The organism is Streptomyces sp. MB09-01 (assembly GCF_033794505.1).
GTDB lineage: Bacteria > Actinomycetota > Actinomycetes > Streptomycetales > Streptomycetaceae > Streptomyces.
On sequence record NZ_JARAYQ010000247.1, the window covers coordinates 1 to 11,816 of the forward strand.

Consider the following 11,816-nt stretch of genomic DNA (forward strand, 5'->3'; position numbering starts at 1 on the left):
CCATCAGCCGGTCTGCGGCCCACCCCGCCCCCACCGGGCCCCGCAGCGCGGCGCGCACCGCCTCGGGGTCGGCTGCCTCCACCACCGCAAGCGACCACCGGCCGGAGCCTGCATCCGCGGCCGGGACCAGACCCGAACCGGTCGCCCACCGCCATGGCGTTCGTCCCGGCCTCGTCCATCGGCCCCGATCCAGATCGGCGCCTCCTGTTACCGTGGCCGCCGAGGGCGTCGCCGCCAAGCCGTACGAGCTGCTGCGCCGGGGCCCTGGGGCGCAGCAGCAAGGTGGCGGTGGCCAAGTTCGCGATGCAGGACCGTGTGCGGCTCGGGCTGCTCCGCGGTTCCTGGGTTTGGCAGCATGGGCGCTGAGGCGTGGAGCTAACCCCGCGTCCCCGAATCTGCTGTTCGACCAGCGTCCCGGCAGTCCCCGGCGTGCAGGCGGACCGGCAGCCGGCCCGCCCTTCTCTCTCCCCCCCCCCCCCGCTCGATCAGCCACGTGGGCGTCGGGCAGGGAGGCCGGCGCGCGGCGAGAGCCCCGGCTCCTCAGTACTGGTCTTGCCGGCTTGGCGCGGCCGGACTCGGACCGGGGGCGGACCGGGGGCGGAGGCTAGCTCCCTGTCGCGTCGGGTGAGCAAATCACGGTGGCGGCGCCTCCGGCGGCGATCGTGTTGGTGTTCTGGTAGTCGACCAGCCAGGTGTCGCCGGGTGTGTTGACGGTGGTCCGCTCAGACCGCAAGGGAAAGACGCTCCCGGACAGGAAGAAACCGCCGCTGATCGCGGTCTCGCCGAGCGGACACGTGACAGTAGCCGTCCCGAAATTGCCCGCCGGTGTCGTTGTGAAGTTGCCGATTACCTCGTGGGTGCTGATAGGGCCGCTGCCGCCCGTCGCGCCGGTCGCGCCCGGGGCTCCGGTGGCTCCGGTGGCTCCCGGGGTACCGGGCTCACCTTGGGTGCCGGTGGCGCCGGTAGCGCCGGTAGCGCCGGTTGCTCCGGTGGCGCCCGGGGTACCGGGCTCACCCTGGGTACCGGGCTCACCCTGGGTACCGGTGGCGCCGGTTGCTCCGGTGGCGCCGGTAGCGCCTGTTGCCCCGGTGGCGCCCGGGGTACCGGGCTCACCCTGGGTACCGGGCTCACCCTGGGTACCGGTGGCGCCGGTTGCTCCGGTGGCGCCGGTAGCGCCTGTTGCCCCGGTAGCGCCTGGGGTACCGGGCTCACCCTGGGTGCCGGTGGCACCGGTTGCTCCGGTGGCGCCGGTAGCGCCTGTTGCCCCGGTGGCGCCCGGGGTACCGGGCTCACCCTGGGGACCGGTGGCGCCCGTCGGACCAGTGGCGCCCGGCTGGCACGCGTGGTCGTGGTCGTCGTCCTCGCCGGCCACTGTCCGGGGCCGGTAGTCATCGGGCCGGTGGTGATCCGGCCGGCATTCGTCGCCTCCTCCTGTGGGGCTCGCTGTGCGGACTGCTTTCGTGGCCTGGACGGTTTCGGCGGTGGCGACGGCGGGGCCGGCGATTCCCGTGAGTACCAGGGCAAGCGAGGCGAGGGTGCCGCCAGTCAGCCAGCTGCTCCGTCTGGGCAGGGGTCCAAGGGTTGTACTGGTCTTGTGCTCGGGGCTCATGTAGTGCCGCTCCTTCTCAAAACCGGATCGCACGATGGCGGTGGGTCCCCTTCCGGGCCACCTGGGCCATCGTGCGGATCGGGATCACAGGTGGTGGGACGCCTCGCGGATGCGTCAGTGGATCGGACCAGTGGTGCCGTCCCCAATGGGTGCGTACCGCGGGAACCGTCGGCGGGCTGTGATCAAGTCGAGCAGATGGCATCCTTCGCCCCGACGTCCGTCACTTCCTCGAAGGCGCCACCGACTGATCTGCCGCCGGACTCCGGCCGGGCAGGGCCGACTCGAACTGATCGTCGTCGGTGCAGTCAACACACCAGCCGCGGTATCCGGGCAGATTGCGGCTGCTCAGGGCTCAATCAGGGTCCCCTCCACGCCCCACACGTCCGTCCAGGACTCCTCCCATTCCGACCTGGACGGATCTTTCTGGGGTGGAGGGCATCGTGGGAGGGAACACGCCGGTCCACCGCGAGGACAACGGGTTCGGCCGCCCCCGGCGGTGTCAAGTCCCGAAATCCCGGTGCATGACCCCGCGGGGGTGGCTCCGGCCTACTGGAACCGAGGCCAAGGGCGCCAGACGGGAGCCCTTCACTACCACCGGGAGAAATCCATGGCTCGCAAGATCCGGAAGAACTCCGTGCGCCTGAAGATCGCGACGATCGCGGCGGCGGCCGTGGCGGTCACGGGAGGCGTCGTCCTTCCCGCCACGACGGCGATGGCGGACCCGACGACCGACGACATCACCGTCTCGTACGAGCCGGACCCCCCAGCGGAGGCCCCCGTGACCTGGGGGTACACCCCTCCGGAGGAGCCGCTGGACATGCCGGACAAGGCCCCGCCGAACCCTTACGAGGAGGAGGCCCCCGTGACCTGGGGGTACACCCCTCCGGCGGAATGAGCCGCTGAACATTCCGTACGCGAAGCCGACGAGTTCGCAGCGCTGCCGCGCGGTGACCACCGCGCTACAGACCTCGGTCACTCGCAAGCCGGTGTGCGGGGCACATTAGGCCGAATCCGCAGCCTGACCAGCCCCGATGGTGAGTTGTGTGCGGCTTCCCAGCGGTCGGCCCGCTCGCCGCAGCTGCACACACCCCTCGTCGGCCAGGTGCACAGCATCGTCGGCACGACGGGACCCTTGACCCCGCCCCCGGGTCGGGGGCCGCGGACATGACGGAGCTGTGCCGCGCCGCGCACGGCGTCACCAGCCCCGCCGTGGCCGCGCTCTGCCACCAGACCTACGCCGATGACCGGAGCGTGGCACTCGCGGAGAAAATCGATCACTGTAGGTGTGAGACCACCGTTCCGCTTCCCCGAGGACCTGATCACGCTCCAAAGGGCGTGGCAGCAGACGTACGCCGAGCTCGCGCAGGCCGGGGCGGGTACGACCGCGCTTCGGCGCCGGCTGATCGCCCTCTCCGGAACCTTGTGCACCCACCCCTCCTGGGCGGCCCCCACCGCCTGGCGGGCCGGCAGCGTCGAGCTACGGCGCACCGCCCGCACCCACACCTCCGCACCGGCGGAAGGGGAAGCAGCAGCATGAGCGAGCAGACCACCGCCAAGCCCCGCCCGCAGGTCGTCACGTGGGCTCCCAGCCATACCGAACCTGTACCACCACCTGCACCGATCACGCTGCTCCTGCCCGACGGACAGGCCGTCGAGCGCGTCCGGCTCTACGAACGCCAGCAGCTCGACACCGGACTGTGGAGGTACCGCATCGGCGTCCCCCTCTGACAGACGGCCGCCGGTGGGCACTCACGGCAGACGACTGGTCACTACCAAGCCCCCAGACCAGGGACGACCAATCCACATCGGCTAACACCCAGTGCCACCAGGACACCCATTCACAAGCTGGTTGAAGCCTGTGGGCGCGGTGACGAGTCGAGACCGTCTGTGCCCCCGGCAGCCGTGACCACCCGTTTTGCCGCGCCCACGTCGTCCGGCACACGGGCACGGCCCAGGATGGGGTCCGTGCGGAGTCCGACGGCTTTCGGCGGTTGTCCATGAATGCGAATACGCCGGCTCCCGACGAGCAGGCCGAGAGAAATGCCCCGCGCCGCCGCCGTGGAAGCGGGTGAGTGTCTGGCTGGTTGGCCTGGTTGTCGCGTCTGTCATCGCGGCCGTGTCGAATCTGCTGACGGATGCTTTCACCGGCGCCGGGAAGTCCGTGATCAGCGACGTCTTTGGTGACAACCGCGAGGTCATCGTCAAGGACGAGACGGGCCGATCCTCGGCGTGCACGTCGAGCAGGGCGACGGGGGCGGCTGCAACGCTACTGGCTGGGTGTACCCGGACTCCCCCGCCGCCCCGATCATGAACACGCCCCCCTGCACGGGATCCGCAAAGACGGCAAGACCTGGGACCAGAACCCGCCCGCCTTCGGGGCCGCCCCCGCCGGGCCGGTCGCCCTCTACATCAGCGCCCGCGCCAGGGACGAGCGCGCCATCATCATCCACGACATCCGCTTCCGGGTCGTGGAGCGCCGTCCGCCGATCCGCGGCACCCACATCAGCCTGGCCGGAAACTGCGGCGACAGCCCCACTTACCACGTCGGCCGCGTCAATTTCGCTGCCCGACCGCCCTACTCGGTACCGGTCGGCGACTTCATGGAAGGCTTCCGCAAGGACGAACTGAAGTTCCCCCTACACAGCCACGGCATCCGACCCGGCCACGCTGCTCATCGACGTGAACCCCGGCAAGTGCCATTGCGCGTGGAAGGTGGAGCTGCGCTGGACCGACGGAAGGGTGTCCGGCACGACGGTGATCGACGACAACGGAAAGCCGTTCCACATCACCGACTCCAGCGGTCTGCCCGTCTTCACTTGGCAGGAAGGAAGGCGGGTGCCCGAAGACCGCTCATGACAGCAGGGACCGTATGCGCACGGTCTGCTTCATCGGCGCCCTGGCTGTCCTGGGTGCGCTCCTGGGATGGGTTGTCGGCACGTGGCCGCAGGACCGGTGGCCGCGCCGCGCACCGGACCCGGCGGTGGTGGTACGTGATGTGGTGGTGACGGCCAACGGGCAATGGGTGGTGTCGACCTCCGCTGAGGAGACAGGCATCCCACCAGCTCGCGATGCCTGCCAACCTGCCGTACGCATATGGCTGCGCCGGCTGGGAGCAGCGCCGACCGGCCTGCAGATCAGGTTCTTCCTTGTGTCGGAACGCACCCAGAGCCTGACGATCACCGGTGTTCGCGCCCGCGCCCACGGCCACCGCCCGGCCGTGACGCGTACCCAGATCAGCGCTGAATGCCCCCGGGACTACGTCGACTTCAGCGACCACGAAAGGCAGTGGCTCGACGTCGCCCTAGGTGCCAACGGCGCCACCACCCGTTTCGGGGAGGCCGGCACGGACGAGCGCCTGGAACTGGAGCTCGGCCGCGGCGACACGATCGAATTACGCCTCCTCCTGGATGCCGAGCTGCCTGGTCCAGCGCAGCGCTGGTCCCTGGATCTCGAGTTCACCGTCGAAGGCCGGAAGTGGTATTTGCCTATCGCGGGGCCTCCAGGCTCGTTCGTACTGGCCCCGCCCCTTCCTGAGGGTGCGCCGACGATCCACGTCGGCGAGGGCCTACCAGGCACAACAACATCGCCATCAGAGTGAGTTCCCGGCCGGTTCCAGCGTGCAGCACCCGCCCACCGTGTGCTCGCGACGCCGGGTGTGGGACATCCGCAGCCAGAGCAGCCATCCCGCCGCGCTGGCTGCCGCTGTGAATGGATCTTCGTCGCGGTCCTGGCGCGGCCGATACAGTTCGCGCCGTGGACATACCCGTCTGGTACGTCTGGATCGCTCTCGGTCTGGCCGTCTTGGGGGGTGCTGTCCCTACTCCAGGGAGATACGGAGTCCTCCCGGGAGATACGGAGTCGAAGACGAACCCAGCTGAGCGTGACGTGCGCACCGCCGGTGGTGCCAGGCATTTTCACGCCCGCCCGGGGGCACGTCATCCGGCTGCGGCGTCCTCGGCCTCCCAGCGCAGCAGGTCGCCCGGCTGGCACCTGAGCACCTCGCAGAGCGCGGCGAGCGTCGCAAAGCGCACCGCCTTGGCGCGGCCGTTCTTGAGTACCGCCAGGTTGGCGGGAGTGATCCCTACGCGGTCCGCGAGCTCGCCCACGGACATCTTCCGCCTGGCCAGCATCACGTCGATGTCGACGGCAATCGGCATCAGATCACCTCGTCCAGCTCGGCCTGCATGTGCGCGGCTTCGACGTCACGCGCGACGGCCTGGGCGAGTAGCATCCGCAGCACCAGCACGATCAGCGCGACCCCCAGGATGGCCACGCCAACCCCGCCCATGATGACGGTGACGCCCGGGTCGTCCCGCTGGCCCGGCGCATTGACGGCCGTGACCGCGAACCACACGAGGGCAGCCGCCACGATCGCGCCGATCACGCCGTCCACGTACCGGAAGGCGGCGGGGGAGAACACGGTTCCGCGTCGCACCATCGTCACCAGCCGCCATACGCAGACCAGGGCGACCTGGACCGACACCATGCCCAGGATCGTGATCACGCGCAGCGGGGTCAGCGGGAGTGACCCGTCCTCCGGGTCGGTGAACAACGCCCACACCATCAATGCCTGCACGAACACGGTGCCGGCAAGCACCACCACGAGCACCGCGCGCAGCGCACCCACTGTCAGCTTTCCCATAACCCATCCTTCCATCGAATCGCGATGGGAATCTATCGACTTTCGATAGGTCGAGCAAGGGCTGGGGACGGAGGATGGGCGGCGGTTTCGCATCGCGGCGGGACGCCGCCGCCTGCCTTGGGCTTGCCCGGTTCCGTGACCGGTCACCGGTCACCGGTCACCGGTCACCGGTCACCGGTCACCGGCCACCGGCCACCGGTCACCGGCCACGGTTACGGGTCACGGAGCCCTGCGTGACGATCCAGGTCCCGTCACCGGCCAAACGGCACCCTCTCCCCCGCTTCCAGAAGAGCGACACAGGGATCTCCCGCTCTCACGAGCAGGCGACCATCGCCAGGGAGAACGCCACCATGGACCGGGCTTTACGAGTCCGAGAAATCAGGCCTCCGTGCGTGAACGGCGCGGCACCTGGCTTCGTCCACGAGTTCCCGTGGACAAAGCCCCGCGCAGGTCCGCTCGCTCAGCAGCAAGGCCTCGAGAGACCTGCGTGGCGCGGAGGAGCATCAGGCCTTCACCGCGCGCGGGGCGGCGCCGGTCGCCAGGTCCCGCAGGAAAGCGGGCCCCGCGCCGTACCGCTCCCAGCCGGCGGGCTCGGGCGCGGCGGGCGGGGGCAAGCCCCTCGAGTTGACCTGCGCCGCGGAGTGCGACCCCTTCGGGGGGTACGGCGGGGACGGCGACCGCCACTGGACCTCGGAGCTGGTCCGGGACTGGTGGCGCGAGCGTGGCAGGGTCCGCGAGTGGGCCGCACGCGTAGGGTGGGGCGAGTGGGCCACGTCCGAGCGCGAGGAGTTCCGGGAGACCGCCGAGGGCGCACGGACGTACCTCGCCCACCTGGACCACGGCCTCGATGAGTACCTTCGCGATTACATGTTCTGGCTGGCCGAAGGCCGCCCGGCCGCCCCTGACGAGCGCCTCCCGGAGCTCGACGCGTAGAGGCGGATCACGAACCGCGCTGAGGCAGGACACCCCGGCCCGTCACACGCGCCGCGTGATCGTCGCCAACGGATGCGGAACGCACGCCCGTTCTGGTCCTCGGCACGTCGTGGCCTGTGTACGACCCCCAGGATCAAGCCCAGGCCCTACCTGCCACGGATGGACCAGACCTTCACAGCCGGGTGCGCGAGCTCCTCGCCGGCCGCACACTCCACGTACCGCAGCCTTCGATGCCGAGGCCCTGCGCGCAACCGCCGAGCCGGCCTGCAGGGGCGGCCTGCAGCCGGCCGCAGCGCTCAACCGGGCATCAACGCACGGGCAGGTGACGCAGGCCTAGTGGTTCGCGAACGAACGCGGTAGGCCAGGATCACTCCCGCGCGGCGTCCGAACACGCCTCCTCACCCGCCCGGCCGCGGCAGAGTCAAGTGACGGTGACGCGCAGCACCGCGAGGTCGCGCCGTGTTCTCATTCCGGCCTCGTCACCGGATGGCACCGCTGACCGCATCGGCCCCAGGGTGTAAACCCGTGGGCCGATGCTCGCGCGCGTGATCAATCGGCGGGCCGATGCTGCACGGGAGAGGCACGTGACAGCCTTCCCCTGTGCCCACGGACTGGCCGTCGCGGCACGACTGACGACCTGTCACCACGGGAGGGGCCCATGACCACCAAGCCGTTCATCAGCCGGAAGGACATGACGCGCCGCCGCATGCTGGGAGCCGCACTGGCCGCCGGAGCCGCCGTGCCTCTTGCCGCCGTCGCCGGCCCCGCGTGGGCGGACTCGGCCGCGGCGGCCCCCGCCCCGACGCGGCTCGTGCTGCCCCTGCCGACCGGGCCGCACCCGGTGGGCACGGCCCAGCTGCACCTCGTCGACCGGACGCGTCCGGACGACATCGCGGGCCCCGGGCACTTCCGCGAGCTGATGGCCACCGTCTGGTACCCCGCCCGGGATGTCGAGCGGTACCCGGTGGCGTCCTGGATGCCGGCCGGTGCACTTCAGGCGTTCCTCACCGACGCGGGCTTCAGCGCTCTGGCCCCTCTGGGACCGCTCACCGCCGGCCACGTGGGCGCTCCGGTGCGACGGTCGGGCCGACTGCTGCCCGTCGTCGTGTTCTCGCACGGCGCACACAGTCACCAGGGCGACCACACCGTCATCGTCCAAGAGCTCGCCAGCCACGGATACGCAGTGGTGACGGTGGCTCACCAGTACGACACCTACACAGAATTCCCCGACGGTCGGGTCGCCGTCCCGCTCCGTGACAGGCAGGCGCCGACGCTGCCTGGGGACTTCGCCGCTGACCTGCGCTTCGTCCTCGACTGCGTCGAGCAGCTCGCCGCCGGGTGCAATCCGGACGTCGCCCGGAGGAAGCTGCCTGCTGGACTGCTCGGCTCCCTCGATCCGCGGCGCATAGGCGCGTTCGGCTGGTCGAAGGGCGGGACCGCCACCGCCTGCGCCACGCTCGCGGACGAGCGCATCCGAGCCGGGCTGAGCCTCGACGGCCCGATGCAGATGAACCCGCCGCTCGCCGGCGACCTGGACCGGCCGTTCATGATGATGTCCGCCGTATTCACCCGGGCCACGTATCCCGAGGCCGCCGCATTCTGGTCGCACCTGCGGGGCTGGCGGCTGAACATCCAGGCCCAGGGCGCCGTCCACGTCTCGTATGGTGACAACGAGGCACTGTTCCCGCAGGTGGCGAAGCTGTTCGGATGGAGCGGGCAGCAGCTTCAGGACGTGATCGGCACCCTCGATCCCGATCAGGCGGTGAAGATCCAGCAGGCGTACCCGCTCGCGTTCTTCGACGAGCACCTGCGCCACCGTCGGGGGCACCTGCTCGACGGGCCGTCCCCAGCCTTCCCGGCAGTGACGTTCCTCCCTTGAGTGCCCAGGACCGCAGCACTGCGGTCCCTCGTAGGTGCTTGGGGGAGCACGTGGGTCCGGACTGCCAGTCCGGGGCTCCACCGGCCCGCGCGGCCGACGCGCAACCAGCCTGCCCCGCGCCCTGAGGTGTCCGGAGCGGCCGCCCGGCCCGAACTGGCCGTGACCCGACATCAGCAGCGCGCCCTCCACGACCTCCTGCGGGGGCCATCCGGTCACATCCAGCAGCGCGTCCCACCCACCAGCTCCACGTACTCATGACCCGGCGCCGGCCCCGTCGAACCGCTGGTCACCCCGTGACCAGCGGTTCGTCCCAGCCTTATCAGTGCAGTGGCCCGCCATTGCCGTGAGCGCGGCGAGGTGGCGCCGGTCAGCAGCTACTCCGTCCTCGGTCAGACGCAGCCAGGTCCGCGGCCGACGGCCAATCTGACCCCTCTCGACCGTCACCCCGCCCGCTCCAGGCGCGAGACCTGTTTCGACAACGCGGAGTCGGTGATCTCCACGAGATCCCGCACGTAGATGGAGGGTGGCTCGCCAACCAGAAACAACGCCGCGACCGACTCGACCAGACGCAGCCGCGCAGCCCTCGCCCAACTCGGCGTCGACTGGGCGCAGTAGTGGTGTCGAATGGAGTACGTGGCGCTGCTGCCTTCTGATGGCCCGAACTCGCCATGGCGGAGTCAGCGAGGACAGGCGTGGCCCTCCGCCCGGTGCCTCATCCACACCACCACGTCGCACACCCGCAGCGCGCTGACCTTCTCCGGCACCCCGGCAACCTGGCGCAGCGCGAGCAACTGACGGTGCAGGGCTCGGTCGTCCGCGCGCAGCGCGGCATGCAGCGCAAGCCAGAACGAGGGGCGCGGGCGGCCCAGAGCGCAGCGCACCACCTTGTCGTAGACCGGCAGCAGCCGCGGACGCTTCCTGGCCAGGAGTTTCCCCGCGATCACCCATCCGACGTCGGGCTGGTCCTCGAGCAGTTGCCAGGCCCGAGCCGCCGGCGAGCCTTCGGCCAGGACCGCGGCTGTGGCATCGGCCATATCGATGTCTTTGGGGATGGCCTGCAGCAGGCCGGACAGCCGCTCGCCGAGAGGGCCCTCCAGCATGTCCAGTGCGACCGGCACTGGAACGGTCACCGACAAGGTCTGCACCGCGACCAGGTCCTCCGCCGTGATCCGGTCGGCGACCTCCGGCAGGTCTCCCCCACCCGCCAGATGCTCGAACCGACTGCCGGTGAACGGCAGCGCACCGGGCGGCAGATTGATCCCGAAGTAACGCCGCAGATCCACGATCGCCTGACAAGCGGTGATGTAGCCGTGTATCCGTTCCGCGCACGGCGGCGGAAGGGTGGAGCTGGGCATTAGTGACTCGATTCCAAGCAGACATGTGTCGTCGCAGTGGTCACTCACCGGTTGCCTCCCGTCCGGCCGCGTGGCTCCCCGGCGGCGCCGAGTTGGCGAAGCGCCACCCGGAGGCGCGGCACCCGCCATCCAACCGCTCCTGCACCCCGGTCGTCAGCCGATGGCTCTTCCCGGCTGGAAGAGGAGGGCCGCGGTCCGCTCCCATCGGCAGCTCCGGATCCGGGAGCACCACCGTGCCCACGCTGGGGCCGACGGCACCGTCGAACCCGCGCCCGCTTCGGGCTGTACCGCCCCGATAGGCGCCGCACTGCCCGCGGGCCACCCGGCAGTTGTGGGCGAGGCCACCGGGCACGCGTGGCACCCGCCTGCCACGCATGACTGTGTTCGGACGCCGGCGGCCGCCATTCGCGGGCAGCTGTGATGAGGTCGCGTTCGTGGGTCTCAGATCCCGTGCCCCTGAACGCGGGAGGGGGCGGACGATGTCAACGGATCCGGACGGTGGCACAGGTGAAGGTCGTGTCATGAAGCAGCTCGGGAGTGATGGCGACGCCGGTGAGGTGTTCCGCCAGAGCGAAGGCGGCCGGTGAGGAAAGGTCCATCTCGGTCTCCGGCGCGCCGTCGTCGACGTGGAAGCCGATGCAAGTCATCACGTCGAGGAGTTCGTCGGGGGTGGTGCCCCAGCGGTCTTCGGGGAACATGGGGTCGAAGCAGAGTCGCAGGACTTCGTCCTCGGCCCAGAGGAACGTGCCGACGGCGTTGATGTTGACGAAATGAGAGATCCAGCTCGTGCCGGCGGAAGCCGGAAGCGCTCGCTCTTCGGTGACACCGAGGTAGCCGTTGGGCTCGATCAGCAGCGTCCAGGCGCCGACGGTCGTCACGGCGACCAGCTGACGGTCGCCATCCTCCAGCTCGTACTGGGCGAAAGCGGCTTCGACGACCGCGGCTATGCCCTGCAAGGGTGCCTCCGATCGGCCTTCGAGCCGCGATATCAGCTCAGCAGGCGACAGACCCCGCACCAGCGTGAAGCAGTACGCCTCGGCGATGTCTGGAAAGTCGTTCTCGAACCACGCGTAGTCCGCCCCGGTCTTCGTCATGCCGCCCATCCTTGCTCCTGTCACTGACAGTGGAAGGACGCCGTGGCCGTCAACGGGGACCGGAAGGCACATTTACCACTTCAAGGGATTCACGAATGCCCGACCAGAGGCACTCAGGAACACCCCGACTCCGCTGCTCCAGAGCGGGCACGGTCACCGAGATCGAGACCGCGGGAGACTCAGGCCCCCGGTCAGGGACCCCCGGGAGCGCTTCGCGTCCGTGCTCACGTGCGCAGCCCACGGATCGGCGGCTTCCCCCACGGCGGGACCGGATGCGGGGGTGGCGGCTGCAGCGGGGCCGGGG

The 11,816-nt window shown here is 70.2% G+C and carries 12 protein-coding genes; 7 read left to right on the forward strand and 5 right to left on the reverse strand.

Features of this window, described 5'->3' with window-relative positions:
• Window positions 1-604 precede the first annotated feature (604 nt).
• Window positions 605-733, reverse strand: a complete 129-nt coding sequence (locus PV721_RS34720; protein ID WP_319731447.1) for a hypothetical protein — start codon at window positions 731-733, stop codon at window positions 605-607.
• Between the two features lie 1,483 nt (window positions 734-2,216).
• Between PV721_RS34720 and PV721_RS34725 the strand changes: the two genes are divergently transcribed.
• The 5 genes from PV721_RS34725 (at window position 2,217) to PV721_RS34745 (ending at window position 5,207) form a co-directional block, all read left to right on the forward strand.
• Window positions 2,217-2,504 (forward strand): hypothetical protein, encoded by a 288-nt coding sequence (locus PV721_RS34725; protein WP_319731449.1) that lies wholly within the window; start codon window positions 2,217-2,219, stop codon window positions 2,502-2,504.
• A gap of 390 nt (window positions 2,505-2,894) precedes the next feature.
• The gene (locus PV721_RS34730; protein ID WP_319731451.1) at window positions 2,895-3,146 is read left to right on the forward strand and encodes a hypothetical protein; all 252 of its coding nucleotides are present in this window, start codon (window positions 2,895-2,897) and stop codon (window positions 3,144-3,146) included.
• On the forward strand, window positions 3,143-3,337 hold the full coding sequence (locus PV721_RS34735; RefSeq protein WP_319731452.1) for a hypothetical protein: 195 nt from the start codon (window positions 3,143-3,145) through the stop codon (window positions 3,335-3,337). The genes PV721_RS34730 and PV721_RS34735 overlap by 4 nt, the downstream gene beginning before the upstream one ends.
• 951 nt (window positions 3,338-4,288) lie before the next feature.
• Window positions 4,289-4,465, forward strand: coding sequence for a hypothetical protein (locus PV721_RS34740; RefSeq protein WP_319731455.1), 177 nt, complete (start codon window positions 4,289-4,291; stop codon window positions 4,463-4,465).
• Window positions 4,466-4,478: 13 nt separating this feature from the next.
• Window positions 4,479-5,207, forward strand: coding sequence for a hypothetical protein (locus PV721_RS34745; protein WP_319731457.1), 729 nt, complete (start codon window positions 4,479-4,481; stop codon window positions 5,205-5,207).
• A gap of 337 nt (window positions 5,208-5,544) precedes the next feature.
• On the opposite strand, the gene PV721_RS34750 is transcribed toward PV721_RS34745, so the two are convergent.
• Both PV721_RS34750 and PV721_RS34755 read right to left on the reverse strand, forming a co-directional pair.
• Complete coding sequence (locus tag PV721_RS34750; RefSeq protein WP_319731459.1) at window positions 5,545-5,766, reverse strand: helix-turn-helix transcriptional regulator; 222 nt, start codon at window positions 5,764-5,766, stop codon at window positions 5,545-5,547.
• Window positions 5,766-6,251 carry a DUF2975 domain-containing protein gene (locus PV721_RS34755; RefSeq protein WP_319731461.1) on the reverse strand — a complete coding sequence of 162 codons (486 nt, stop codon included), beginning with the start codon at window positions 6,249-6,251 and terminating at the stop codon, window positions 5,766-5,768. Before PV721_RS34755 ends, PV721_RS34750 begins: the two co-directional genes overlap by 1 nt.
• Window positions 6,252-6,875: 624 nt before the next feature.
• Here PV721_RS34755 and PV721_RS34760 point away from each other — a divergent pair.
• The gene (locus tag PV721_RS34760; protein ID WP_319731463.1) at window positions 6,876-7,184 is read left to right on the forward strand and encodes a hypothetical protein; all 309 of its coding nucleotides are present in this window, start codon (window positions 6,876-6,878) and stop codon (window positions 7,182-7,184) included.
• A gap of 658 nt (window positions 7,185-7,842) precedes the next feature.
• On the forward strand, window positions 7,843-9,063 hold the full coding sequence (locus PV721_RS34765; RefSeq protein ID WP_319731464.1) for an acetylhydrolase: 1,221 nt from the start codon (window positions 7,843-7,845) through the stop codon (window positions 9,061-9,063).
• A gap of 677 nt (window positions 9,064-9,740) precedes the next feature.
• Here the strand turns inward: PV721_RS34765 and PV721_RS34770 are convergent.
• Together PV721_RS34770 and PV721_RS34775 are read right to left on the reverse strand one after the other, a co-directional pair.
• Entirely contained in the window at window positions 9,741-10,418 is a 678-nt protein-coding gene (locus PV721_RS34770) for a DUF6308 family protein (protein ID WP_319731466.1), read from the reverse strand.
• A gap of 482 nt (window positions 10,419-10,900) precedes the next feature.
• Window positions 10,901-11,512, reverse strand: coding sequence for a DUF6461 domain-containing protein (locus PV721_RS34775; protein WP_319731468.1), 612 nt, complete (start codon window positions 11,510-11,512; stop codon window positions 10,901-10,903).
• Window positions 11,513-11,816: the final 304 nt, after the last annotated feature.

Bases quoted from the DNA above. Each gene is read 5' to 3' on its own strand.
- PV721_RS34755 (WP_319731461.1), bottom strand. From the start codon at position 6,251: ATGGGAAAGCTGACAGTGGGTGCGCTGCGCGCGGTGCTCGTGGTGGTG.
- PV721_RS34770 (WP_319731466.1), bottom strand. From the start codon at position 10,418: ATGCCCAGCTCCACCCTTCCGCCGCCGTGCGCGGAACGGATACACGGC.
- PV721_RS34775 (WP_319731468.1), bottom strand. From the start codon at position 11,512: ATGACGAAGACCGGGGCGGACTACGCGTGGTTCGAGAACGACTTTCCA.
- PV721_RS34765 (WP_319731464.1), top strand. From the start codon at position 7,843: ATGACCACCAAGCCGTTCATCAGCCGGAAGGACATGACGCGCCGCCGC.
- PV721_RS34745 (WP_319731457.1), top strand. From the start codon at position 4,479: ATGCGCACGGTCTGCTTCATCGGCGCCCTGGCTGTCCTGGGTGCGCTC.
- PV721_RS34725 (WP_319731449.1), top strand. From the start codon at position 2,217: ATGGCTCGCAAGATCCGGAAGAACTCCGTGCGCCTGAAGATCGCGACG.
- PV721_RS34750 (WP_319731459.1), bottom strand. From the start codon at position 5,766: ATGCCGATTGCCGTCGACATCGACGTGATGCTGGCCAGGCGGAAGATG.
- PV721_RS34735 (WP_319731452.1), top strand. From the start codon at position 3,143: ATGAGCGAGCAGACCACCGCCAAGCCCCGCCCGCAGGTCGTCACGTGG.